The 23,964-nt window shown below is 72.2% G+C and carries 20 protein-coding genes; 3 read left to right on the forward strand and 17 right to left on the reverse strand.

What is annotated here, in order from left to right:
• Position 1: 1 nt before the first annotated feature.
• From AB0I81_RS42870 to AB0I81_RS42905, 8 genes are all read right to left on the reverse strand, one after another.
• Complete coding sequence (locus AB0I81_RS42870) at positions 2–907, reverse strand: ABC transporter permease (RefSeq protein WP_360670060.1); 906 nt, start codon at positions 905–907, stop codon at positions 2–4.
• 83 nt (positions 908–990) lie between these two features.
• On the reverse strand, positions 991–2,586 hold the full coding sequence (locus tag AB0I81_RS42875; protein ID WP_360670063.1) for an ABC transporter substrate-binding protein: 1,596 nt from the start codon (positions 2,584–2,586) through the stop codon (positions 991–993).
• A complete protein-coding gene (locus tag AB0I81_RS42880; RefSeq protein WP_360670066.1) occupies positions 2,583–3,668 on the reverse strand; it encodes an LLM class flavin-dependent oxidoreductase in 1,086 nt (361 codons plus the stop codon). Before AB0I81_RS42880 ends, AB0I81_RS42875 begins: the two co-directional genes overlap by 4 nt.
• Positions 3,665–4,708: an LLM class flavin-dependent oxidoreductase gene (locus tag AB0I81_RS42885; RefSeq protein WP_360670069.1), complete on the reverse strand. Its 1,044-nt coding sequence runs from the start codon at positions 4,706–4,708 to the stop codon at positions 3,665–3,667. Before AB0I81_RS42885 ends, AB0I81_RS42880 begins: the two co-directional genes overlap by 4 nt.
• Complete coding sequence (locus AB0I81_RS42890; protein WP_360670072.1) at positions 4,705–5,868, reverse strand: LLM class flavin-dependent oxidoreductase; 1,164 nt, start codon at positions 5,866–5,868, stop codon at positions 4,705–4,707. Before AB0I81_RS42890 ends, AB0I81_RS42885 begins: the two co-directional genes overlap by 4 nt.
• Complete coding sequence (locus AB0I81_RS42895) at positions 5,865–7,187, reverse strand: NtaA/DmoA family FMN-dependent monooxygenase (protein ID WP_360670075.1); 1,323 nt, start codon at positions 7,185–7,187, stop codon at positions 5,865–5,867. Before AB0I81_RS42895 ends, AB0I81_RS42890 begins: the two co-directional genes overlap by 4 nt.
• Entirely contained in the window at positions 7,184–8,092 is a 909-nt protein-coding gene (locus AB0I81_RS42900) for a glutathione S-transferase C-terminal domain-containing protein (protein WP_360670077.1), read from the reverse strand. Before AB0I81_RS42900 ends, AB0I81_RS42895 begins: the two co-directional genes overlap by 4 nt.
• Before the next feature lie 20 nt (positions 8,093–8,112).
• The gene (locus AB0I81_RS42905; protein ID WP_360670080.1) at positions 8,113–8,673 is read right to left on the reverse strand and encodes a flavin reductase family protein; all 561 of its coding nucleotides are present in this window, start codon (positions 8,671–8,673) and stop codon (positions 8,113–8,115) included.
• 424 nt (positions 8,674–9,097) lie between these two features.
• Here AB0I81_RS42905 and AB0I81_RS42910 point away from each other — a divergent pair, with 424 nt between their 5' ends.
• Positions 9,098–10,912 (forward strand): beta-L-arabinofuranosidase domain-containing protein, encoded by a 1,815-nt coding sequence (locus AB0I81_RS42910; RefSeq protein WP_360670343.1) that lies wholly within the window; start codon positions 9,098–9,100, stop codon positions 10,910–10,912.
• A 54-nt stretch (positions 10,913–10,966) separates the two neighbouring features.
• Here AB0I81_RS42910 and AB0I81_RS42915 read toward each other — a convergent pair whose 3' ends face one another.
• Positions 10,967–11,146, reverse strand: coding sequence for a hypothetical protein (locus AB0I81_RS42915; RefSeq protein WP_360670083.1), 180 nt, complete (start codon positions 11,144–11,146; stop codon positions 10,967–10,969).
• Positions 11,147–11,269: 123 nt separating this feature from the next.
• On the opposite strand from AB0I81_RS42915, the gene cobF reads away from it, so the two are divergent.
• Together cobF and AB0I81_RS42925 are read left to right on the forward strand one after the other, a co-directional pair.
• Positions 11,270–12,019 carry a precorrin-6A synthase (deacetylating) gene (gene cobF, locus AB0I81_RS42920; protein WP_360670086.1) on the forward strand — a complete coding sequence of 250 codons (750 nt, stop codon included), beginning with the start codon at positions 11,270–11,272 and terminating at the stop codon, positions 12,017–12,019.
• A gap of 94 nt (positions 12,020–12,113) precedes the next feature.
• On the forward strand, positions 12,114–12,314 hold the full coding sequence (locus AB0I81_RS42925) for a hypothetical protein (RefSeq protein WP_360670089.1): 201 nt from the start codon (positions 12,114–12,116) through the stop codon (positions 12,312–12,314).
• A 40-nt stretch (positions 12,315–12,354) separates the two neighbouring features.
• Here the strand turns inward: AB0I81_RS42925 and AB0I81_RS42930 are convergent, their stop codons facing one another.
• The 8 genes from AB0I81_RS42930 to AB0I81_RS42965 all read right to left on the reverse strand — a co-directional run bounded on the left by AB0I81_RS42930 (position 12,355) and on the right by AB0I81_RS42965 (position 23,860).
• Positions 12,355–13,227, reverse strand: a complete 873-nt coding sequence (locus AB0I81_RS42930; protein ID WP_360670092.1) for a siderophore-interacting protein — start codon at positions 13,225–13,227, stop codon at positions 12,355–12,357.
• On the reverse strand, positions 13,224–14,930 hold the full coding sequence (locus AB0I81_RS42935; protein WP_360670095.1) for an ABC transporter ATP-binding protein: 1,707 nt from the start codon (positions 14,928–14,930) through the stop codon (positions 13,224–13,226). The genes AB0I81_RS42930 and AB0I81_RS42935 overlap by 4 nt, the downstream gene beginning before the upstream one ends.
• Entirely contained in the window at positions 14,923–16,638 is a 1,716-nt protein-coding gene (locus AB0I81_RS42940) for an ABC transporter ATP-binding protein (protein WP_360670098.1), read from the reverse strand. The genes AB0I81_RS42935 and AB0I81_RS42940 overlap by 8 nt, the downstream gene beginning before the upstream one ends.
• Positions 16,639–16,673: 35 nt before the next feature.
• Complete coding sequence (locus AB0I81_RS42945; protein WP_360670101.1) at positions 16,674–17,765, reverse strand: iron chelate uptake ABC transporter family permease subunit; 1,092 nt, start codon at positions 17,763–17,765, stop codon at positions 16,674–16,676.
• The gene (locus tag AB0I81_RS42950) at positions 17,762–18,778 is read right to left on the reverse strand and encodes an iron chelate uptake ABC transporter family permease subunit (RefSeq protein ID WP_360670103.1); all 1,017 of its coding nucleotides are present in this window, start codon (positions 18,776–18,778) and stop codon (positions 17,762–17,764) included. The genes AB0I81_RS42945 and AB0I81_RS42950 overlap by 4 nt, the downstream gene beginning before the upstream one ends.
• The gene (locus AB0I81_RS42955) at positions 18,775–19,647 is read right to left on the reverse strand and encodes an ABC transporter substrate-binding protein (protein ID WP_360670106.1); all 873 of its coding nucleotides are present in this window, start codon (positions 19,645–19,647) and stop codon (positions 18,775–18,777) included. Before AB0I81_RS42955 ends, AB0I81_RS42950 begins: the two co-directional genes overlap by 4 nt.
• A gap of 481 nt (positions 19,648–20,128) precedes the next feature.
• Complete coding sequence (locus AB0I81_RS42960) at positions 20,129–22,756, reverse strand: DUF4132 domain-containing protein (protein WP_360670109.1); 2,628 nt, start codon at positions 22,754–22,756, stop codon at positions 20,129–20,131.
• Between the two features lie 189 nt (positions 22,757–22,945).
• Entirely contained in the window at positions 22,946–23,860 is a 915-nt protein-coding gene (locus tag AB0I81_RS42965) for an ATP-binding cassette domain-containing protein (RefSeq protein WP_360670112.1), read from the reverse strand.
• Between the last annotated feature and the right edge of the window lie 104 nt (positions 23,861–23,964).

A 23,964-nucleotide genomic window follows, 5' to 3' on the forward strand; every position in this document is an offset into this window, starting at 1 on the left:
GTCAGCCTCGGATTCGGGGGTCGATGGCGCGGTAGGCCAGGTCGAGCAGCGTGCTGATGGTGACGTACACGACGGCCGACAGCAGGACGACGGCCATGACGACGGGCATGTCCCTGCCGGTCACGGCCTGCATCGCCACCTGGCCCAGCCCCGGCCGGCCGAACAGCACCTCGGTGATCACCGCGCCGCCCAGCAGCGCGCCGGTCAGCCAGCCGGCCAGCGTCACGGCGGGGATCAGCGCGTGCCGCAGGGCGTGCCGTACGACCAGGGAACGTTCGGTCAGCCCGCGCGCCCGCGCCGTCACCGCGAACGGCTGCTCCAGCGCCCGCTCCAGCCCGCCGCGCAACACCTGGCCGAGCACGCCCGCGATGGGCAGGCCGAGGGCGAGCGCGGGCAGCACCAGCGCCCGCGGCCCTTCCGCGCCCGAGACTGGGAACCAGCCGAGCGTGAAGGAGAACACCGACAGCAGCAGGATCCCGATCAGGAACGGCGGCACCGACACCGACACCAGTTCGGCTGCCGAGGCCGCGCCGCGCGACCAGCGGCCCCGGCCCGCCGTGACCACCGCGATGATCCCGGCCAGCGCCACCCCAGTCCCCGCTGCGGCCAGCGTGAGTTGCGCGGTCGGCCCTGCCTGGGTGGCCAGGATCTCGCCGACGCCGCGCTGGAGCTGGTAGGAGCGGCCGAGGTCGCCGTGCAGCAGCCGCCACAGGTAGGACAGGTACTGCACGACCTCGGGCCGGTCGAGCCCCCACTCCGCGACGATCCGCGCCCTGATCTCGGGGGTGTCGGGCCCGTCGCCGACCAGGATGTCCACGGTGTCGCCGGGCGCGAGCAGCAACGCCAGGTACGCGGCGGTCGCGGCGGCCCACAACACCGCCACCCCTGCTCCCAGCCGCCTGCCCACGGCCCCAACCAGCCCCGCTTTCGGCCGACCGGCCCCAGTCACATCAGACCGCGCCTCCTCCAACAGCGCGGCAGGCCGCGCGGTCATGTGCCGAGCCGGACGTCGTACGCGCCTGCCGGGGTGCCGGAGGCCGGGTCGAAGCCGACGCCCTGCACACTCCTGGCGGCGGCGATCTGGTCGGCGGGCACGTAGAGCGGGAAGACGATGGCGTTGCCGGCCACGGCCGCCCGCTGCACCTTGGCGTAGAGCTTCCCGCGCTCGGCCTGCGTCGAGACGGCCGAGGCGGTGGCCAGCCACTTGTCCACGCGCGGATCGGCGAAGCGGGTGCGGTTGATGGCGCCCTTCTCCGGCAGGATGAGGTTGAGCGCGGCGCCCGCGTCGGAGTCGCCGCGCGAGTTGCCGAAGATCTCGTACTGGTCGTCGTCCACGGCCTTCTGCGCGCTGCCCTGATCGACGATCCTGACCTGCAGGTCGATGCCGGCGTTCTGCTTGACCTGCGCCTGGACGGCCTGGCTGAGCACGTCGCGGCGGTCGCGGACGAACGGCGCGGAGGAGACCTCGCGCACGGTGAGCCGCTTGCCGTCCTTGGTCCGGTAGCCCTCGGCGTCGCGTCCCTTCCAGCCCGCCGCGTCCAGCAGCGCGTTGGCCTTGGCCACGTCGCCGCCGTAGGTCCGCTCCAGCGTGGCGTCGTAGAAGGGGCTGCGCTTGCCGACGACGCTCCACGCCCTGGTCGCGGTGCCCCGGTAGACCGAGCGCAGCACCGCGTCCAGGTCCACGGCCTCACGGAACGCCTCGCGTACGCGCCGGTCGTCGAAGGGCGGGTGTGAAGTGTTGAAGTAGTAGGAGTAGGAGGTGCCGGAGTTGAGCGAGGTGTGCAGGGCCAGAGTCGGGTCCTTCTTGATGAGGGCGACCTCGGTGGCGGGGACGCCCTCGATGACCTGCACCTGCCCGGAGGTGAGCGCGCCGACCCGGACCGCGGCCTCGGGCAGGAGCCGGTAGGTGATCTCGGACAGGTGGGCGGGCCCCCGGTGCGCGGCCGAGGCGGGCGGCCACCGGTAGGCGGGGTTACGGCGGTAGTGGATCTCCTGGCCCTGGACGTACCGGTCGAGGATGAACGGGCCCGTGCCGACCAGGTCCCGCCCGCCGAACTTGAGGTCCTTGGCCGCCTTCAGCGACCTCGGTGAGATCTGCCCGGCGTACGGCGAGGCGAGGAAATCGAGGAACAGCGCGTCCGGCTCCTTGAGCGTGATCTCCAGGACGGTCGGCGAGAGCACCTTCGCCCCCTTGAACGCCCGGAGCTGGATCGCGGCCACCGCCGGGTTGTATCCGGGCACCAGGAACTGTTCGAGGTTGGCCTTGACCGAGGCGGCGTCGAACTTGGCGCCGTCGTGAAAGGTGACGTCGTCGCGCAGGTGCAGGGTGTAGGTGCGGCCGTCCTCCGACACCTCCCACGACCTGGCCAGCCACGGCCGGAACGAGCCGTCCTCGGCGCGCGCGACGAGCGCGTCGAACTGGTTGAACACCAGCATCCTGACCTTGTTCTGCGACCAGAGCTGCGGGTTGAAGGTGATCGGCTGCGTCTCGATGGCCCAGGTCAGCGTGGCGGCTTCGGCGTTTGGGGCGGGCTGCGCGCCGCACGCGGCCAGGGCCAGCAGCAGGACGGGGATCAGGCGCCTCACGTGCGGCTCCAGGCCCGCGCGAGCAGCTCGTACGAGCGCACCCGGTCCTCATGATCGTGCGTGATGGTGGTGACCAGGAGTTCGTCGGCCCCGGTCACCCGGCGCAACACGCGCAGCCGCCCGGCGACCTGCTCGGGCGTGCCGGCGAACTGGGTGGAGACCCGGTCCGCCACCAGCTCCCTGTCCTGTTCCGTCCAGGTGTGGGCGGCGGCCTCGGCCGGCGTCGGGTACGGCATGGCACCCGCGCCGGTCCTGATGCTGCGCACCCACAGCCCGTAGGGGGAGGCCAGCTCGCGCGCCCTGCCCTCGTCCTCGGCGACGACCGCGTCGGCGGAGACGATGACGTACGGTTCGTCCAGTTCGTCCGACGGCTTGAACGCCTTCCTGTACGCCTCCACGGCCTCCAGCACGGTGGCCGGGCTGACGTGGTAGTTGGCCGCGAACGGCAGCCCGCGCTCCCCCGCCACCTGCGCGCTCTGCCCCGCGCTGCTGCCGAGGATCCACAACTGCAGGTCGGCGCCCTCGCCGGGGACGGCATGCGCCTCGTGGGTGCCTCCCAGGAAGGCGAGCACGTCGTCGATCTGGCCGGCGAAGTCCGGCGTCTGGGCGCCGGGCTGCTGGAGCAGCGTCGCGTAGTGGACGAGCTGCGGGTGGTTCATGATCTTGGAGAAGTCGAACGGCGGCGGAATGAGCAGCCCGTCAACCGTCCGCGCCCCGCCACCCGGCTTGGTGTCCGTGCGTTCGGTGCGGCGTTGTCCGGAGCGGCCTATTCCCAGGTCGAGCCGACCCGGGTGCAGCGCGTCGATGAGCCCGAACTGCTCCACCACCGACAGCGGCGTCTGATGGCCGAGTTGCACGGCCCCGGACCCCACCCTGATCGTGGCGGTGGCCGCGGCGATCAGGCCGATGAGCACCGCGGGCGCGGAACTGGCCACTCCGGGCGCGAAGTGGTGCTCGGCCACCCAGTAGCGGCGGTAGCCGAACCGTTCGGCGTGGCGGGCCAGGTCGATGGTGTTGCGCAGCGCGCCGGCGGCGGTGCCGCCGGACACGATCGGCGCGAGGTCCAGGATGGACAGCGTCATACGGCGGCTCCAGGAGTGACGGGGAATGGCCTGCTGAGGATCTCCGCCCGCAACACGGGCGCGATCTCGGCCTGGAACAGCTCCAGCGCGTCGCGGTGCCGCCCCGGAGTGAGGCCGTCGGCGTCGGCGTGCAGGTGCATGACCTCGTGCCCGAACCGTTTGTGGTACCGCAGCACCTTGTCGATGATCTGCTGCGGGCTGCCGACCAGGATGGAGCTTCGCTCGATGGCGTCCTCCAGGGTCGGGAAGACGATCGGGAGGCCGAGCCGGCGCTGGAAGTCCACGCGGGCGTCGAAGATCGGCCGGTACGCGGCGATCGCCTCCTGCGAGGTCCTGGCCGCGTAGTAGCCCGCAGACCCGGCCCCCACCAGCGCGCCGGCCGGGTCGTGCCCGTAGTGCGCCCAGCGTTCGCGGTAGTGCTCGACCAGTTCGGCGTAGGGGTCGATGGGGTTGCTGACGTTCGCCGAGAACAGCGGGTCGCCGTACCTGGCGGCCAGGTCCACCGACTCCTTGCTGGTCGCGCTGCCGTGCCAGACCCTGATCGGCCGTTGCAGCGGTCGCGGCCAGGTCTCGGCCTCGCTCAGCGGCGGCCGGAACCTGCCCTGCCAGGTGACCTTGTCCTCCCGCCACAGGCGGCGGAACAGCTCGTACGATTCCCGGTTGCGCTCCCACTGATCCTCGGCCGTGACGTGGAACAACTCGGCCTGCGCCGCGCCGTTGCCCTTGCCGATGATCAGTTCGAGCCGGCCGCCGGACAGGTGGTCGAGCGTGGCGTAGTCCTCGAAGGCCCGGACCGGGTCCAGCAGGCTCAGCGTGGTGACCGCGGTGAACAGCCTGATCCTGGAGGTCCTGGCGGCGATGTGGCTGAGCACGACCGGCGGTGAGGAGGAGATGAACGGGCGTTCGTGCCGCTCCCCCACCCCGTACCCGTCGAAGCCGAGCTCCTCGGCCAGCACCGCGTTGTCGACGACCTCGCGGAACCGTTCCGTCGTGGACTTGTCGCCGGTGTGCGTGATCAGTGTGATGAGCAGGAACTTCATCTCGCCTCCGCGTACCGGCTCACCGGGCGCGGCAGGCCCAGCAGGCCGCGCAGGGTGTCCGTCTCGTACCTGCTCCTGAACTGCTGCCGCGCCCGCAGCTCGGCCGTCAGCCCGGAGGTGATCTGCCACAGGTCGTACGGCACCGCCCCGGGACGCAGCCGGAACCCCTGGATTCCGGCGTCGCGGAAGGTCAGCAGCAGGTCGGCCAGCTCCCGCACGTGCCCGGTGAAGATGGCGGCGTCGGAGACGAGTTCGGCCCCGTCCAGCTCGTCCAGACGCGCCTTGCGCCGGTCCGCGTGCTCGCCCAGGAACACGACCAGGTCGGCGAAGATCTTCACTTCCGGTGACAGCTCTCTGACCTCGGTCACGATGGCGCGGGCCTCGTCGGCCGAGCGCGGGGTGACGAACACGACGTCGGCGTGCGCCGCGGCGAACTCGTACGGCAGCCGCGCGTGTGCCAGCGCCGCCACCACGGGCTGACCCTGCGGCGGGCGCGGCGTGATGGACGGCCCCTTGACGGAGAAGAACTCCCCGGCGAAGTCGATGTAGTGCAACTTGTCGCGGTCGATGAACCGGCCGGTGGCCTCGTCGCGGATCTCGGCGTCGTCCTCCCAGCTGTCCCAGAGCCGCCGCGCCGTCTCCACCGCGTCGCCCGCCTCGGCGAACAGGGCGCGCACGTGCGGATCGGCGTGCAGGCCGAGCCCGCCGGACCGGTTCCGCGGCGGGAACCGTCTGCGCCCGAAGTGCCCGGCCTCCGAGGCCCGCGCGGAGATCTGCGGCCGCCACCCCGCGCGCCCGCCGCTGACGTGGTCAAGAGTGGCGATGCCGACGGCCACGTGGAACGGTTCCGTGTGCGTGGTGGTGGCGGTCGGCACCAGCCCGATCCGATGCGTGAGCGGGGCCAGCCTGGCGGCGAGCAGCACCGCGTCGAAGCGGCCCCGTACCTGGTCGGTGCGGTCGTCAGGGCCGTCGGGCAGGGTGGACTGCGGGCCCAGCGCGTCCTCGATGGTGACGAAGTCGAGCAGCCCCCGCTCGGCCTCGGTGACCAGCCCGGCCCAGTAGCGGGCCGAGAACAGGGCGCGCGGCGCGGCGCTCGGCTCCCGCCAGGCGGCCGGATGCCAGCCGGCGCCGTCCAGCGCCACGGCCAGATGCAAGCTCACGTCAGCTCCAGGTGTTCGCGCAGGGTGGTCCCGGCGTAGTCGGTACGGAAGACGCCGCGCTCCTGCAACACCGGCACCACCCGGTCCACGAAGTCGTCCAGCCCGCCGGGTGTCAGGTGCGGCACGAGGATGAATCCGTCGGCGGCGCCCGCCTGCACGTGCTCGTCGATCAGCCTGGCCACGGTCGCCGGGGTGCCGACGAACGTCTGCCGGCCGGTCACCTCGATGACCAGCTCGCGGATCGTCAGGCTCTTCTCCTGCGCCAGTGCCCGCCACTTGGCGGCCACGGCCCCCCTGTCCTTGATCGCCACCCGTCCCCGGGAGACGTCGTCGGACAGGTCGGGCTCGATGTCGGGCAGCGGCCCGTCCGGGTCATAGGCCGACATGTCGCGGCCCCACACCTGCTCCAGGAAGGCGATCGCGGTCTGCGGCCCGACCTGCCCGCGGCGGATCTCGGCGGCGTTCTCGGCGGCGTCCTCCTCGGTGTCGCCGAGCGCGAACGTCACGCCGGGCATGATCTTGAGCTGGTGCGGCTCTCGGCCGTACCTGGCCAGGCGGCCCTTGACGTCGGCGTAGAAACGCTTGCCGTCCTCCAGCGTGCCGTGCCTGCTGAAGATCACGTCGGCCTGGGCGGCGGCGAACTCCCTGCCCTCGGCGGAGTCGCCCGCCTGGATGATGACCGGATGGCCCTGCGGTCCCCGGGGCAGCGTGAAGCGGCCCTCGACGGAGAAGTGCGGGCCCCGGTGCGCGACCGTGCCGATGGCGTCCCGGCGCAGGAACCGCCCCGCGCCCTGGTCGGCGAGCACCGCGTCCGGCTGCCAGGAGTCCCACCACTCGCGCGACAGGCGGACGAACTCGGCGGCGCGCTCGTACCGGTCGGCGCGGTCGAGGTAGCCGCCGCGCCGGAAGTTCTCGCCGGTGAAGGCGTCGGAGGTGGTCACCACGTTCCACGCGGCCCGGCCGCCGCTCAGGTGGTCGAGCGTGGACAGGCGCCTGGCCAGCTCGTACGGCTCGTTGTAGGTGGCGTTGACGGTGCCGGCCAGGCCGAGGCGGTGCGTCACGGCGGCCAGCGCGCTGAGCACGGTCAGCGACTCCGGCCGGCCCACCACGTCCAGGTCGTGGATGCGGCCCTTGAGCTCGCGCAGCCGCAGCCCCTCCGCCAGGAAGAAGAAGTCGAGCCTGCCGCGCTCGGCCGTCCTGGCCAGGTGGATGAAGGAGGCGAAGTCGATCTGGCTGCCGGAGCGCGGGTCGGTCCAGACGGTGGTGTTGTTCACGCCGGGGAAGTGGGCGGCCAGGTGGACCTGTCTGCGTACGGTCATCGGTCCCGCCCGTGCGGGGCGTCCCAGGCGGCGGGCAGGCCCTCGGTCGTCTCGCGGAAGGCCGGGCGCCGGTAGAGGTCGCGGGCGTAGCCCCACAGGTGCTCGAAGCCGGACAGGTCCCAGTCGGTGATCAGGCCGTCGCGGTTGTAGTGGGAGTCGTACCTGGCCAGCGTCACCCACAGCCGCACGTCGGCCTCGCTCAGCGTGTCCCCGACCAGGTAGCGGCGCCCGCCCAGCCGCTCGTCCAGCCATTGCAGGGCGGACACGACCCGGCTGTGCCCCTTCTCGCGCTCCTCTCCGTAGGCGTGGGTGAAGCGGGTGACGCCGGTGTTGACGTCGTGGTAGATCATCGCGTTCAGCTTGTTGATCTCCGGACGCCACGGCTGCGGGTAGAGGTCGATCGACGGGTCGGCCCACTGCTCGAACTGGGTGACCAGGTCGATCGTGATGTCGGGGAAGTGGTTGCTGACGATCCTGCCGTGCTCCCTGTCCCAGAGCACCGGTACGGAGATGTGGCCCGGGTAGCCCTTCTCGGTGGCGTCGTAGGCCTGCTCCAGCAGGGTGAAGCCGTTGACGGGGTCGGAACCCCTGCGTTCCCTGAAGGCCCAGCCCCGGCCGTCGCGCTCGTCGTCCACGTACGACAACGAGATCACCTCCTCCAGGCCCAGCAGCCTGCGGACGATGGCGGCGCGGTGGGCGTAGGGGCAGGCCCAGGAGACGTAGAGGTGGTAGCGGCCGGGTTCGGCGCGGTAGCCGCTGGAGCCGTCGGCGGTGATCCGGTCCTGGAAGGGGTAGGTGGGGCGGTTCCAGCCGGCCGACAGGTGCAGGCGGCCGGGGCCGTACTCGCCGTACGCGACGTGATCGACCGGGCTCGCGTACGCCGGCGGGTGCGTGGTGATGGACACGGGCTCTTCTCCGGGTTTCGTCAGGAGTTGGGGTGGGCCAGGAAGCGGCCGAAGCGGCCCTGGTGGTAGAGCAGGGGGCGGCCGGCGCTGTGCGTGCCGGCCTCGGCGACCAGCCCGACGACCAGGATGTGGTCGCCGACCTCGGCCCGCTCGTACGGCAGGCAGATCAGGTGCGCGCACACGTCGCGCAGCAGCGGCGCGCCCAGCGGACCCGGCTGCCAGCGGGTGGGCGGCGCGAACCGGTCGATGCCCTTGCGCGCGAACCTGGCGGCCACCTCCGACTGGTCGCTGCCCAGGATGTTGACCGCGAAGTGGTCGGCGGCGCCGAGGCTGGGCCAGGTGGCCGAGGAACGGTCCACGTAGAAGGAGACGAGCGGCGGATCGAGGCTGACCGAGGAGAAGGAGGTGGCGGTCAGCCCGACGGGGACGCCGCCGTGCTGCGCGGTGATCACCACGACGCCGCTGGCGTGCACGGCCAGCGCCTGGCGGAACGTGTCGGCGGCGACGGCCCGACCAGTCAGTGAGTCGGGCAGCGCGTCGGGCAGCGTGTCAGTCAGCGCGTCGGGCAGCGTGTCGGTCATGCGGGCGCCCCCGTCCTGGTGGCGCGGTCTGAGGTCATGGACGTTCTGATCACGAAATTTCCTCACAAAAGGCATGCTCACGGGGCGCGCCGGTAATGACCGGAGCGTGCGGAAAGCGTGGGCGTGGGGCGTGGGCGGCATCGGCCACGCCGGGAGCATGAGGGTGAAAGGCGGGCTACGGGTTCGCGATCAACGACACTGCGCGCTGGTGACGTGGCAGAAGTCCACGTAGGGGCGCGCGGTCAGCAGGAGGCCCTGGCTCATGCTCACGACGCTAGGTCACCCTTCCGCATAAGTCAACATTTCCTACTTGTTTTAAGGGGATATAATGAACACGCATGCTCAGGACACGCGGCACCGACCGATCCTGGGGCCGGCCGTGCCGAGACGGCCCGCGCGCCTTGGACCCCTGCCGTTGAGCGCGGTGCGGCTGGATCCCGAGTCGCTGCTCGGCGGCTGGCAGGAGCTCAACGCCGCCGCCACCATCCCGCACTGCGTGGACAACGTGGAACGTACCGGCACCATCGCGAACTTCCGCCGCCTCGCCGAGGCCGGCCAGGACGGCGAGCCGCGGGGAGCCTTCCAGGGCCCGTGGTTCGCCGACTCCGACCTGTACAAGGTCCTTGAGGCCATCGGCTGGGAGGCGGGGCGCTCCGGCACCGAGCGCTGGGCCGGCCTGCTGTCTGAGGTGGCCGGCCTGCTCGAACGGGTGCAGCGCCCGAACGGCTACCTCAACAGCTACGTCCAGGGCAATCCGGAGCAGGTGCCGTTCAGCAACCCCGAGCACACCCACGAGCTCTACTGCGCCGGGCACCTCATGCAGGCCGCCGTCGCGCTGCACCGGGGCAGCGGCGACGAGCGTTTCCTCGCGGTCGCCCGGCGCATCGCCGACATGGTCGTACGCGACTTCGGCGAGGACGGCGAACCGGTCATCGACGGGCACGCCGAGGTGGAGACCGCGCTGATCGAGCTCTACCGCGTTACGGGCGAGCAGTCCTACCTGCGCGCGGCCGAGCTCCAGGTCGAGCGGCGCGGGCGGCGCACGCTGGCCGCCGCCAGGTTCGGCTCGCAGTACTTCCAGGACCACCTCCCCGTACGGGAGGCCACCGAGGCCATCGGGCACTCGGTGCGCCAGCTCTACCTGGCCGCCGGCGTCACCGACCTCTACCTCGAAAACGGCGACGAGACGCTGCTGCGGGCGATGGAACAACTCTGGGACAGCGCCTTCGGCAGCAAGATGTACCTCATCGGCGGGCACGGCTCCCGCCACCGCGACGAGTCCTACGGCGACCCCTTCGAGCTGCCCCCGGACCGCGCCTACGCCGAGACCTGCGCCTCCATCGCCGCCCTGCAGTGGTGCTGGCGCATGTTGCTGGCCACCGGGCAGGCCCGCTACGCCGAGGAGATGGAACGCGCGCTGCTCAACGCGATCGCCGCCTCGACCGACCGCACCGGCACCAACTTCTTCTACTCCAACCCGCTGCAACTGCGCACCGGCCACGACGGCTCCCACGAGGACTCGCCCAGCGAGCGCCTGCCCTGGTACGGCTGCGCCTGCTGCCCGCCGAACCTGGCCCGCCTGCTCGCCTCACTGCACGGCTACGCGGCGACCTCGGACGCCTCCGGGCTCCAGCTCCACCTGCTCACCGCGGGCACGTTCGCCGGCGAGTCCCTGACCGCGACCGTCGAGACCGGCTACCCGTGGGACGGCGGCGTGCTGGTGACCGTCGCCGGGGCCGGCGACCTGGCCGTGCGCGTGCCGGCCTGGGCGCACGGCGCGACCGTCGCGGTGACCGGCGGCCAGGTGCTCGCCGAGCCCACCCCGGGCGAGTACCTGCGCGTGTCCTGCGAGGACGGCGCCACGGTGCGCCTGACGTTGCCGATGACCCCGCGCCTGGTGCGCGCCGACGACCGCGTCGATGCCGTACGCGGCTGCGTGGCGGTCATGCGCGGCCCGATCGTGTACTGCGTCGAACAGGCCGACCTGCCCGACGGCATCCTGGTCGAGCAACTGCGCCTGGACCCGGCCGCCGGCATCGCCGAGGATCACGCGCAGAGCGACCTGACCCCCGTGCAACTGCGTCTGTCCGGCGTGGTCCGGCCGCTCGAACCCGACCTGTACGTCCCCCACGACGCGTCCGTCGGGAACGGCACCCCGGTCACCTTCACCGCCATCCCCTACCACGCCTGGGCGAACCGCGGCCCCGGAGCCATGCGCGTCTGGATCCCGACCGCCTGACGGCCGGGCTGTCCCCCGCCGCGAGCGCTGATCCGCACCGGCGGGGGCGGCCGGTCACACCGGGCGCTTGGCGCCCGACTCGCCGTCGGCCAGCACCATGGCCCCCTGCGGCGTGCGGACCACGTTCGCCGCCAGGGACGGGCACGACGGGCTGTCCGCCTGCGCCGGTACGGCGCCCAGCGCCATCAACGCGACCAGACCCGCGGCGCAGGCGAGGGCACGGCGAATTCTCATGAGGTTCTCCCGGTGGTCAGGACGGCGTTCCGCACCACCAGCATCGGTGCTCCGCCCCTGGCCCGTCCATCCCGGGACGGCAGGGTGGCCGCAACCGGCCACGCGCTTTGGCACACTTTACGGGTGAAGCGGCTACTCATCATCGGCATCGGCGCAGGCGATCCCGACCATCTCACCCTGCAGGCGGCCAAGGCCATCGCCGCCGCGGACGTGTTCTTCATCGTCGACAAGGGCGAGGTCAAGCACGATCTCATCCAGCTCAGACTGGATCTGATCGCCGGGCACGGCCGGGCGCCGTACCGGATCGCCGAGGCGCGCGACCCCGAGCGGGACCGGGACGCCGCCGCCTACACGGCCGCCGTGGACGACTGGCGTTCGCGGCGGGCGCTGGCGTGCGAGGCGCTCATCCGCGACGAGCTGGCCGAGGGGGAGACCGGGGCGTTCCTGGTGTGGGGCGACCCCGGCGTGTACGACAGCACGCTGTCCATCGTCGAGGAGATACTCGGGCGCGGGCAGGTCGCGTTCGACTACCAGGTCATCCCGGGCATCAGCAGCGTGGCCGCGCTCACGGCCGCCCACCGCACCAGCCTCACCCAGGTCGGACGCCCCGTGCACCTCACCACCGGCCGCCGCCTGGCCGAGCACGGCCCCACCGCCGACGACGTGGTCGTCATGCTCGACGCCCACTGCTCCTTCGCCGGACTCGACGACTACTCCATCCACTGGGGCGCCTACCTGGGCACACCCGACGAGATCCTGGTGTCGGGGCCGGTCTCCGAGGTCGGGGAGCGCATCCGCGAGTTGCGGGCGCAGGCGCGGGCGCGCAAGGGCTGGATCATGGACACGTACCTGCTGCGGCGAAATCAGCCCTGATGCGGGCGCGCGGGCGGGGCTACGATGCCCGCATGGACGCAGCCGCCGGCCTCCCGGAGCGGGACGGGCCGGCGGCGGACGGAGGTGTGCAACGGTGAGGGCTTGGATTCTGATCGTGGTCGGCGCTCTGCTCGCCGTGACCGGTCTGGTGTGGACGTTGCAGGGGCTGGGCATGGTCGGCGGCAGCCCGATGACCGGCGTGGCCACCTGGGCGATCATCGGGCCCATCGTGTTCGTCGCCGCCGCCGTCATCGCCTCCATCGGGCTGCGCCAACTGCGTAACCGGCCGAAGTAGGGGTTGCGGGCCCGCAGTTCCCGGGCCCGTCGCCGGTTGGTTACAGGCCGGCCGCCTGGAGGGCCGCGTCGAACTCGTCCTGGCACTCCTCGCTGTCCCTGCCCAGGTCGCGGGCCCGCGCCACCCTCGCCCTGACCTCGGGCGCGACCTTCTCGAAGCGGCGCTGCCACTCCTCGGCGGCGGGACGCCAGTAGCCGAGCGTGCTGTGGCGCTCGTTCGGCAGGCCACGGTCGTGGCGCAGGTGGCGGCGGATCTCCCGCATCGCGCTCGCCTCGCCCCCGGCCCACGTGTAGGAGTGCTCGCCGGCGTCGTCGTGGCGCTTGACGGCGTCCTGGAGGGTCAGGCCGCCGCCCGGGTACAACCAGGTGATCTCGGCGTCGCCTTCGGTGTCGAACGACTGCCGCTCCTCCGGCCCCGCCACCTCGGCGTACACCACGGCCCTGGCTCCGGCGGGCAGTTCCTCCACGATGCGGCCGACGGCGGGCAGCGCGGTGGCGTCGCCGGCGATCACCCGCAGGGTCGTGTCGGCGGGCGGCCGGTAGATGCCGTGCGCGGCCGACAGCCCCACCTTGTCGCCGGGCGCGGCCTTGATCGCCCACGGGGCCGCCACCCCGCCCCGATGCACCACGAAGTCCACGTCCATCTCACCTGCGGCGGCGTCAAACCTGCGCACGGTGTAGGTCCGCAACACCGGCTCCACGGCCCCCTCGGGATAGACCCAGCGGCCCTCCACGACGTCGGGCAGCACCGGCGCGGCCTGCCCGGGGGCGGGGAAGAACATCTTGAAGTACTCGTCGGCGATCCCGCTGCTCTCGTAGCCGTGCAGGCCGGGGCCGCCGAGCGTGACCCTGATCATCTGGGGCGTCACGTGGCGGGCGCGCAGGACCTCGGCCAGGTACAGGTCGTCTCTCATCTGCTCTCCTCTGCTATCGGGTACGGGGCGGCGGCGCCCCGGCTGATATGGATCCGCCGGGTGAAACGGTCAATGGTGGCCCGGCGGTGGGCGATCACGATGAGCGTGCGCTCGCCCGCCTGCCGTTCCAGCGCGCCCTCGATGAGCGCCGAGGTGGCCGGGTCCACGTCGGCGGTGGCCTCGTCGAGCACGAGGACGGCGGGGTCGAGCAGGGCCGCCCTGATAAGACCGATGAGCTGGCGTTCCCCGGCGGACAGCAGGGCGCCGCGCGGCCCGGTCGGGGTGTCGAGCCCGTCGGGCAGCGCGCGCAGCCACTCCCCCAGCCCGAGCCGCTCGACGACCTCGACGACGCCTTCGCCGTCCGCGATCGTGAGGTTGTCGGCGATCGTGCCCCTGAGGGTCTGTACGTCCTGCGGCACGAGGACGACGCGTCGCCGCAGCTCACCAGGAGGCAGCTCGGCGAGATCCGTCCCGTCGTGGAACACCCGCCCGCGATCGGGCGCGTACAGGCCGGCCATGATCTTGGCGAGGGTGCTCTTGCCCGCCCCCGTGGCACCGACGATCACCACCCGGTCGCCAGGAGGCACGGTCAGCGTCACGTCGCGCAGCACGTCGGCGTCCGGCCCGTACCCGAACCAGACCTGCCGCACCTCCAGGCCCTTCGAGAGGGGTTTCGCCCCGCGCGGCCCGGCCGGTCGCGGCGGCTGGGCCGTGGTGTTCAGCAGGTCGAGCACCCGCGCGACCCCGACGCGCGTCCGCTGGACGGCCCCCGCCAGGCGGGTCAGCTCCATGAAGGAGTCGAACATGCCCCTGGACGACAACACGAACACCACCACGGTCCCCACCCCCTCGGGGCCGCCGCCGGTCAGCAGCCCGCCGAGCAGGATCACCCCGGCGATGGTCAGGCACTCGAAGAACTGCACGGCGGTCATGGTGTTGAGCGCCCGCGTGGTACGCACGATGCTGGCCAGCAGCCCGTCGTTGTCGGCCGCGTACCGGCGGTCCCACTCCCGCCTGGCGCCGGCCAGTTGCAGCGTCTCGCGCGCCTCCAGCCCTTCGGCGAACGTGGCCGACACCTTCGCCTGGGTGACGGCCTCGTCGTCCCACGCCTCGGCCGAGCGGGCACGGAAGCGGCGCAACACGTACAGGGCGGGCGGCATGAAGGCGCCGAACAGCAGCAACGCCAGCGGCCACGAGCGCGACACCAGCACGTAGCCGCCCACGAGCAGGTAGCCGGTGGAGGCGAGGAGGGCGGGCAGTTGCTGGCGGACGAACGTGGCCAGTTCGGAGATCTCGGCGGTGGCCCGCCCGACCAGCTCGCCGACGGGATGGCTCTCCGTGAAGCGCAGCGGGGCCGCCGCCAGGTGTTCGACCGCCTTGTCCCGCAGCCCGGCCACCACGCGCTCGCCCGCCTGGCTGAGCAGCAGGTCACCGGCCCGCCGCAGCAGCAGGTGGGCGACGGCCAGGGCCGGCAGGAGGAGGGTGAGCGCGGCCACCCGTTCCGCCGTGCCGCCGGAGGCGTCGAGGACGGCGGTGGTCAGGGCGCCGACGACGGCGGGGACGAGTGCCACGCAGGCGGTCGCGGCCAGGCTCGCCGCGATGCCTCCCGCGATCCTGGCGAACTGGGGCCGCAGGTACGGCAGCCCCGCCCGGAGCAGGCCGCGCCTGGACGGCGTGTCGGTGAGAAGCGCCACCTCAGCCACTGCCATCACCTTCGTTGTCCTTGGCCGGGGGTGTGATCGGGATCAGCTGGGTCGCGGCGCGCAGCACGGCCGGCCGGTGGGTGACCGCGATGACGGTCGCGCCGGGGCCGAGCCAGTCGCGTACGCCCGCCAGCATCGCCTCCTCGGTCGGCTCGTCCACCGCGGAGGTCACGTCGTCGAGCAGGAGCACGTCGGGGCGGCGCAGCAGGGCTGCGGCCAGCGCCACCCGACGTCGCTGGCCGCCGGACAGCGTGGTCCCGCCCTCGCCGATCACGGTGTCCAGGCCGTCCGGCAGCGCGTCGATCTCGTCGAGGATCGCCGCCGCCCGGCAGGCCGCCCGCAGCGTTCCGGGGTCCGGCGGGTCCGGCAGGCCGAGGGTCAGGTTGTCGGTGAGGGTGCCCGAGATCAGCACCGGCCGCTGGGGTACCAGGGTGACGCGCCGCCGCAGCGCGGCTGGGTCGAGGTCGCGCAGGTCGGTTCCGCCGTATCGGAGGTGGCCTCGGGTGGGCTCGCGCAGCCGTACGAGGAGGGTCAGGAGGGTGGACTTGCCGGCCGCGACCGGGCCGGTGATCACGGCGAACGCGCCGGTCCCCACCGTGAAGGCGACCGGCCCGAGCAGGGTGCGGCCCTCGCGCTCGACCGTCACGCCCACCACCTCGACCGGCCCGTGCACCGGTTCCGCGGACTGGGGCTGTTCCGTCGCGGAGGGGGTGGCGAGGAGTTCGGCGATCCTGGTGGCGGCCTCGACGGCCTGGGCGCGCTGCGACAGCCGTACGGAGAGCGTGGTGGCGGTGCTGGTGAGCAGCAACATCCACGACGCGAACGCGGCCAGCCCCCCGACGGTCATCGTCCCGGCCTGTACGGCGGGCACCGCGACCGCGACGCCGGCCGCGATCGCCAGCAGCGGCAGGAAGGAGGACACGGCCGACCAGTTGGCCCCCACCCGCCCCATGGCCAATGCCGTGTCGCGTACCTCGGCGCTGCGGGTGTGGTGCGCGCGCACCAGCGCCGCCTCCCCGCCCGCGCCCCTGATGGTCAGATGGCCGGAGACCAGGTCGTCCACGAGGTCGGCGCGCCTGCCGTGCGCCTGCGCGAGTGCCGCGCTGCGGGTGGCGAGCGTGCGGCCGAACACGACGTTCGTCCCGAGCACGGCCGCCACCGTGGCCGCGCACACCAGCGCGGGCCGCCAGTCGAGCAGCGCCACGGCCCCGATGACCGTGCCCAGCCCGATGACGAGTTGCGGGACCGCGACCGTGCCGCCCACCCAGATCCAGACCAGGTCCATATCGTGGGAGTTGCGCGCCTGCAGGTCGCCCCTGCCGTACGTGCCCGCCGTTGCGGTGTCGAGGCCGAGCAGGTGGTCGGACAGGCGGCGGCGCAGCCGTACGATCACGCGGGCGCCCGCCAGGTACTCCAGGCGCTGGCCGGCATGCTGGGCGGCCCAGGCGACCACGCCGGTGACCGCGATCACCGCGCTCCAGGCGAACAGGGCGGAACGGTTCCCGGCGACGAGCCCGTCGTCCAATGCCCGCCGTACGGACAGGGGCAGCGACACGATGGCGAGTTGCCAGAGCGTGGTGAGCGCGGTCGCCGCCGCGATGGCGGGCCCTTCGACCCGCAGGCACCAGCGCAGCAGGTCACGCGCGGCCCGTCGCGGCGAGGTCCCGGCGGCCTCCGGGCCGGCGGCGGCCGTTGTGTTGTCGTTCATTCGCGGCGAGGTCCCGGTGGCCGTCGTGTGGTCGTTCATCCGCGGCCCGCCCGCCACTGGGAGGTCAGCAGCAGCACCAGGTACAGGCCGCCGATGACGCCGGTCAGGATCCCCACGGGCAACTGCACGCCCGGCAACACCCACTGGGCGGCGATGTCGGCCCCGACCAGCAGCAGCGCGCCCATGAGGGCCGAGGACGCCAGGCCCTCGCCGCCCGTGCGGGTCAGCCTGCGGGCCAGTTGCGGCGCGGCCAGCGCGACGAACGCGATGGGCCCGGCCGCCGCCGTCGCCACGGCCGTCATGGACACCGACACCAGCACCAGCCCCAGCCGGGTCCGCTCCACCGACAGGCCCAGGCCGCGCGCGTGCTCGTCGCCGAGTTCCAGCAGCCGCAGCCGGCCGCCCATCAGCATCGCCAGCGGCAGCAGAACGACGGGCACCACCATGAGGACGCCGACGTCGGTCCAGGCGACGCCGTTCAGCGAGCCGATCAGCCAGCGCTGGGCGTTGGCGGCGATCTCCAGCTCCGCCCTGGTCAGCAGGTAGCTGTTGACCGAGACGAGCACCGAGGTCATGGCGATGCCCATGAGGATCAGCCGGTAACCCTGCACGCCGCGCTTGAACGACATCACGTACACGAGCAGCGAGACCACCGCACCCGCGATCAGCGCGCCGATCGCGACCTGGCCGGAGTCGCCGGCCAGCAACACGATGACCAGGATGCCGCCGGTGGCCGCGCCGGTGGTGAACCCGATGATGTCGGGGCTGGCCAGCGGGTTGCGGGTCAGGCTCTGGAAGATGGCGCCGCTCGCGCCGAGGCCGGCGCCGATGAGCAGCCCGCACAGCAGGCGCGGCAGGCGCAGGCCGACGACGATGAAACGGTCCCCGCCGTGGCCGCCGCCGGTCAGCAGGGACGGCAGTTCCGCGAGCGGGATGGGGTAGTCGCCAAGCGCGAGCGCCACCAGGCCGAGAGCCGCCGCGGCCACGGCCAGGAACACGCACACCACCAGCGGCCGGACGTTCAGGCGGAGCGAGACCCGCTCGCCGAACAGGCGCACTGCCGAGCGGGGCCGCTCCGCTTCCCGGGGAGCCGCCTTCGTCTGAGGGGTCGTGGCCGCGTGGTTCACAGTTGTGCGATCCTTCGCCTGCGTACGAGCCACATCAGCACCGGCGCGCCGAGCGCGGCGGTGAGCAGGCCCACCTCCAGTTCGCTCGGCCGGGCCAGCAGGCGGCCCGCCAGGTCGGCGCCGAGCAGCAGGATGGGCGCCGTGACCATGCTGAAGGGCAGGAGCCAGCGCTGGTCGGGGCCGGTGAACGAGCGCACCATGTGCGGCACCGCGAGCCCCACGAACGCGATCGGCCCGGCCGCCGCCGTCGCTCCCCCGCACAGCAGCGTGACCGCCAGCGCGCCGAGCACCCGTGTACGGCCGATCCGCAGCCCGAGCGCCCGCGCCCCGTCGTCGCCGAGGGCCAGGACGTTGAGCGAGGGCGCGAGCAGCAGCGCGATCACCAGCCCGATCAGGACGAACGGCAGCACCTGCACGACGACCGACAGGTCCCGCCCGGCCAGCGCGCCGACGGCCCAGAAGCGGTAGCGGTCGAAGGTGACGGGCTCGATCAGCAGCACGGCCTGGATGAGCGAGGTCAGCACCACGCTGATGGCGGTGCCCGCCAGTGCCAGCCGTACGGGGGTGGCGCCGCCGCGGCCTGCCGTGCTGATCGCGTACACCAGCAGCGAGATCGCCATCGCGCCCGCGAAGGAGAACCACACGTAGGAGATGAGGTCGTCCAGGCCGAGGAAGGCCACGGCGAAGACCACGGCCGTGGCGGCGCCGGCGTTGACGCCGAGCAGGCCGGGGTCGGCGAGCGGGTTGCGGGTCATGGACTGCATCAGCGCCCCGGCCGCGCCGAGCGCGGCGCCGGCGATCAGCCCCACGAGCGTCCTGGGTACGCGCATGGAGGTGACGATGAGGGCCGAGTAGGAGTCGTCGGGCGTCAGGAACGCCGAGATCACCGTGGCGGGCGACATCTGCATCGCGCCCAGGCCGACGCTGAGCAGGCACACCAGCGCCAGGACGGCACAGGCCGCCACCAAGGCGGCGCCGCGCAACGCGGCGCCGCCCCGATGGGCGGGATTCACTGGCTTCCGGCCTTTTCCAGCGCGGGTCGCATGGCCTCCAGGAGGTAGGGGATGTTACGGACTGTCGGTGTACGCATCGCGCCGATCTTCTCCGCGTCCAGCACCAGGTAGGTGCCGTCCTTGACGGTGGGGATCTTCTTAAACAGTTCGGACTTCTCGAAGTCGGTCATTTCCTTGTCACTGAAGCCGCCGATGAACATCACGTCACCGTCGAGCGCGCCGAGTTGCTCATAGCTGAGGAACCCGGTCTCACCGCCCTTCTCCTCCAGCGCGACCAGCCCCGGTGCCGGGCCTAACCCCATGGTCTGGAAGAACCTGACCAGATGGTCGTTGGCCTTGGCGCCGGCCTGCACGGTGCCGGGCTGGCGCAGCACCACGTACTGGACCGTCTTGCCCTTGAGGCCCGGGTGCACGTTCGCCACGTTCGCCAGGTCCGCCTCGGCCTTGGTCACGGCGGCCTCCGCCTCCGTGCTCTTGCCCAGGACCTTGCCGACCGTACGCAGGATCTCCTGCCAGGTGCCGTCCTGGTTGTCCTGGCCGATGATGCCGATGGTGGGCGCGATCTGGTTGAGCGCCGCGTACAGGTTCTTGTTCGAGGTGACCTGGTAGGAACCGAAGATGACATCCGGGCGCAGCTTGGCGATCTCCTCGACGGAGATGTCGGCCACGGTGTTGATCGGCGTGGTCTGTGCCTCGTTCAGCTCCTTGTTCCACGGGGCGAAGACGGGCCGGGTGGTGCTCCACCGGTTGGCGGCGACCGGCACCACGCCGAGCGCGAGCGTCGCGTCCACCCAGCCGGTGCTGAGGGCGACGACGCGGGTGGGCGCCTTCTCGATGGTCGCGGTGCCCGCGCCGTGCTTGATGGTCACGGGGAACGCACCCGTGTCCTGTTGCTTCGCGGACGCGTTCCCGGATGGCGAGGCGTTCTGGCCGCCGTCTCCGCCGCCACCACCGCATGCCGCTAGCAGGGTGAGGGCGAGGGCTACGACGGATGCCCGTAATCCTGCGACGGTTCTGGAACTTGCCTGATGACGCGCCAAGAAAACGGCTCCTCTCGTCGTGCTTGTGACGTTGGCACGACAAGTATGACCGCAATGGTTAGGTAAGGCTAGCCTAATGATCGACAAATTCACGACCGCCAACTCCCACCCCGCGAACCTCACAGACAGGACACCACCCGCCCTCTCCCCGACCTCCCCCCACCCCTGACGCCCACAACCGCACCATCCGCCTGACGCGGATCAGCCCTCGACCTGGGCGGCGACAACCCGCCCGATACGGGTCAGGTGGCGGCGGCCCACCCGATGTCGCTCGTCCCTGGACCTGGGTGACAACCGCCGCCCGACGCGGTCAGCCCTTGATCTGGGTGAGGATGCTCCCGTCGGTGATCTCCGTGTCGCGGGCGAGAAGGAGGGCCTTGCTGAGGATGAGCGCCAGTCGGTCGTCCTCCTCGAAGGGCAGGAACAGCCGCTCGGTGCGGCCGGGCGCGGAGACGATGCACAGGTACACGTCGCCGGGCTGCATGAGGATGTTGCCGCTACCGAGGTGGATACTGTACGTCCGCAGGTCTCCGCGGACGACCAGGAACCGGTCGGTCAGCGTGCAGCGGTCGGCGATGGCCAGGCGCGGCAGGATGCGGGCCACCGCGTCGCGACGCACCTCCCCCGAGGGCTGCAGCGAACCGAAAGCGTGGTCGCGCCAGTAGCCGCCAAGGTCCCAGTCGCCGAAGGGCTGGCCGTTCTCGCGGTCGGCCCACTCGGGATCGGCCGCGATCGAAGTCACCGCCACGAACAGGTCCACATCCCGCATGGCCTCGCCGAACACCAGCGGCGGCACCTCAGCCAGGGCCGCCTCCTCCCACCCGCCGCCGTCGCCACGCCGGTGGAAACGCACCCGGCCGGTGGCCGCGTATTCGCCCGGCGCGTCGTACAGATAGCGGTGGTGCAGAGACGCCCGCCAACGACCCTCCGCCAACACCCGCTCGGCATCGGCCTCATCGCCACCGTCCCACGGACCCAGCATCTTCGTCTGCCAGCCGCGACCCTTGAACAGCGCATACAACCGCCGATACTCCACGACGTGCGCCGCGAACCGGTTGGAGTACGTCGCAGTCTCCTCCTCGGCCGGCGTCAGCGGATAGACCTCACGAAACGCCTGCTTGAACGGCTGCTTGACCCGCCCCTCGGTCACGATCCCCCGCCACCGGGCCACCTCCTCCACCCGCGCCCGCCCCGGATGCCACAACCGCACCCGCCACTCACCACTCGCACCACTCCCGCCCGACCGGCCCGCCGTGCCGGCCGCGACTGGTTCGTTCGGCCCGCCGAGTTCGTCCGCCGGGCCGGCCCCCGCCGCTTCGCTCAGTCTGGTGAGTCGAGCCGGTGTGCCGAACGATTCCGGGGTGGTGCGCCAGTCGCCGGGAGCGACCTCGATCTCCCAGATCAGCCTGGCCGCCACGGCGCTGGTGATCGGATGCTCGGCGACCTGTTTACGCCAGGTCTCATAGGGCCAGGAGACCTCCCCGGCGAACCCCGCCTCCAGCGCCCTGCACAGCGTCGTCGTCTGCCGACGCACCTGCTTGACGAGTTCGCGCAGCCGTTTGACCTCCTCGGGATGCTCCTTGCGCACCGCGGCGGGCACGCTCTTGAGCCGCTTGCCGCCCTGCCACCAGCTCAGCTCGAACTCGCCGCTACCACCCCCGCCGCCCGTGTTGGCCGCGCCGTCCACGTTGCCCGCGTTGGTCGCGCCGCCGACAACCGCAGCGCCGCTCGCACCACCACCCACACCGGGACCCACACCGCCTACGCCATCGGCGCCGTCCGCGCTGCGGGCGCGACTGGACGTGCCGTCAGCGCCGGTGGTGGCGGGGGCGATTATTGCTCGGTGCTGGCCTAGCGGCACCTCCAGGTATCCCCCGGGGCCGAAGCCCAGGTCCGGCATGCGGAAGGCCACCTCGACGCGGTCGGCCAGGGCCAGGTCGGCCTTCTTGATCATGCGGTCGAGCTGTTTGATGATCCCGGCGTGCCGAGTCGTGGCGCGGGCCGTGCGCAGTGCCGTGATCGCCTCAGGCGTGGGGAAGCGCTCGGCCGCGCGGGCGATCTCGTACAGCAGTGCCTGCGAGGGTGCCGTCTTGGCGGCCGTCGGCGCGACGGCGGCGCGGGTCACCAGGTTGTCGAGCAGTGCGGGCAACCACGGATGGTCGCGGTGCAGTGCCAGCCGCACCGCCCGGCCCAGCACCGGCACCTCGGCCGCCGTGAACGCCTTGTCGGCGCGGTAGGGCAGGTCACCGGCGTGGATCGCGGCCAGCCGGGCCTCGGCGGTCCGCAGGGCATCGGCGGCGAAGTCCGCGTACACGGTCAACCCCGACAGCCGGTCCCACACGCCCGGCAACTCGGGCGGCGACCCGTACGAGCGTGGCGCGATCTCCGCCAGCAGCGCCCTGTGCTCGGCGTCGAGGCTCAGCAGCAGCTCACGCTCGGCCGCCGCGAGCGAGCTCGGCTCGTCTTCCGGCATTCCGGGCACCTCTTCCATCCCGGCCACCGCCGCCACGGCCAGCAGCGCGTACGGCTCCTGGAATCGCTCCCGCGCGGCCATGAACTCCGTCACCACGCGTGCGATCCCCTCCAACTCGGCCAGCGGCGCCCCGTCCGGGCATCGCAACAACGCCCCCGCCGCCAGGCACACGTTGGCCCACTTACGTTTTTCCAGACCGGCGGCCAGCGCCTCGTACAGCGCCACGCAGGACTCGGGGGTGAACTCGGGCTGCCGTTCCTTGACCTCGTCCTCGACGCTCACGCGCATCGAGAAGGCCGGACCGCCCACGCCCGGCGTGCGGTACGCGAGAGGCAGCAGATGGCCCAGGTCGACCGCGGTCAGCCGGGACGCGTCCGGCCATGGGGCGGGGTAGCCGACATCGGGCTCGGTCAGGTAGTGGTGCACGCGCCGGGCTTCGGGGGAGAGAGCAGAAGTGCCGTTCACGGGACACCACGGTGCCCTACGCCACCGACAGAATCCCAAGCGGGTCCGCTGCCACACTCGCCCCGGAATCGAGCGCGGAGGGTCCCATCTCACGCCGCTCCCACAACCGGGCGCGGAGGGTCCCATCTCACGCCGCTCCCACAACCGGGCGCGATGGAGCACGGCGCGCCCGCGACCAGGCGCGATGGGTCAGGCCGTTACGGTGGCCGGGAGGGCGCCGTACTCGATGCTGTCCTCCGTGAGCTCCATGAACGCCTCCTCCAGGGAGGCGCTGCGCGGTGTGAGCTCCCGCAGCGCGATCCCCGCCCCGAGCGCGAGGTCGCCGATCCGGTCCACGCCCATCCCCCGCACGCAGAAGGAATCGCCCTCGCTGGTGACGATCGCGCCGTGCGCGCGCAGGAGCTCCGTGAGCCGTTCCGGGTACGCGGCGCGTACGAGCACGTCGCGCTGGAACCGGGTGGCCAGCGCCTCCGTGGTCGTGTCGGCGATCAGCCTGCCGCGGCCGATGACGACGACATGGTCGGCGGTGAGCGCCAGCTCGTTCATCAGGTGGCTGGACAGCAACACGGTACGACCCTCCGCCGCCAGCGACCGCAGCAGGCCCCGGATCCAGCGGATGCCCTCCGGGTCCAGCCCGTTCAGCGGCTCGTCGAACATCAGCACCGCCGGATCCCCGAGCAGCGCGGCGGCGATGCCGAGCCGCTGCTTCATGCCGAGGGAGAACCCGCCGATCCGCCGGTTCGCGACGTCCGCGAGGCCGACCTGGTCGAGCACCGCGCTCACCCGCCGGGCGCCGATGCCGTTGCTGCGCGCCAGGCAGCCGAGATGGGCACGGGCGGTACGGCCTCCGTGCACGGCCCCGGCGTCCAGCAGCGCCCCCATCGTGCGCATGGGCCGGCGCAACGATACGTAGGCGCGCCCGTCCACCAGCGCCTCGCCCGTGGCGGGGATCTCCAGGCCGAGTACGGCCCTCATCGTCGTGGACTTGCCCGCGCCGTTCGGACCCAGGAATCCGGTCACCAGCCCCGGCTTCACCGTGAAGGTCAGGTCGTCCACGGCGACCGTGCGACCGTACCGCATGGTCAGGCCCTTTACTTCGATCACGTCTCTCCCTCGGTCGGTCTCGGCGGTGCGGTGTCTTCAGCGTCCCGGCCCGCAGGCCCGGCCTCCATGGGCGTCCGCCCACCGCCGGTGGTGGGAAAGGGCAA

Source organism: Nonomuraea sp. NPDC050404 (assembly GCF_040655495.1).
Lineage (GTDB): Bacteria > Actinomycetota > Actinomycetes > Streptosporangiales > Streptosporangiaceae > Nonomuraea.

Bases quoted from the DNA above. Each gene is read 5' to 3' on its own strand.
- AB0I81_RS42880 (WP_360670066.1), bottom strand. From the start codon at position 3,668: ATGACGCTGTCCATCCTGGACCTCGCGCCGATCGTGTCCGGCGGCACC.
- AB0I81_RS42885 (WP_360670069.1), bottom strand. From the start codon at position 4,708: ATGAAGTTCCTGCTCATCACACTGATCACGCACACCGGCGACAAGTCC.
- AB0I81_RS42895 (WP_360670075.1), bottom strand. From the start codon at position 7,187: ATGACCGTACGCAGACAGGTCCACCTGGCCGCCCACTTCCCCGGCGTG.
- AB0I81_RS42905 (WP_360670080.1), bottom strand. From the start codon at position 8,673: ATGACCGACACGCTGCCCGACGCGCTGACTGACACGCTGCCCGACGCG.
- AB0I81_RS42915 (WP_360670083.1), bottom strand. From the start codon at position 11,146: ATGAGAATTCGCCGTGCCCTCGCCTGCGCCGCGGGTCTGGTCGCGTTG.
- AB0I81_RS42930 (WP_360670092.1), bottom strand. From the start codon at position 13,227: ATGAGAGACGACCTGTACCTGGCCGAGGTCCTGCGCGCCCGCCACGTG.
- AB0I81_RS42940 (WP_360670098.1), bottom strand. From the start codon at position 16,638: ATGAACGACAACACAACGGCCGCCGCCGGCCCGGAGGCCGCCGGGACC.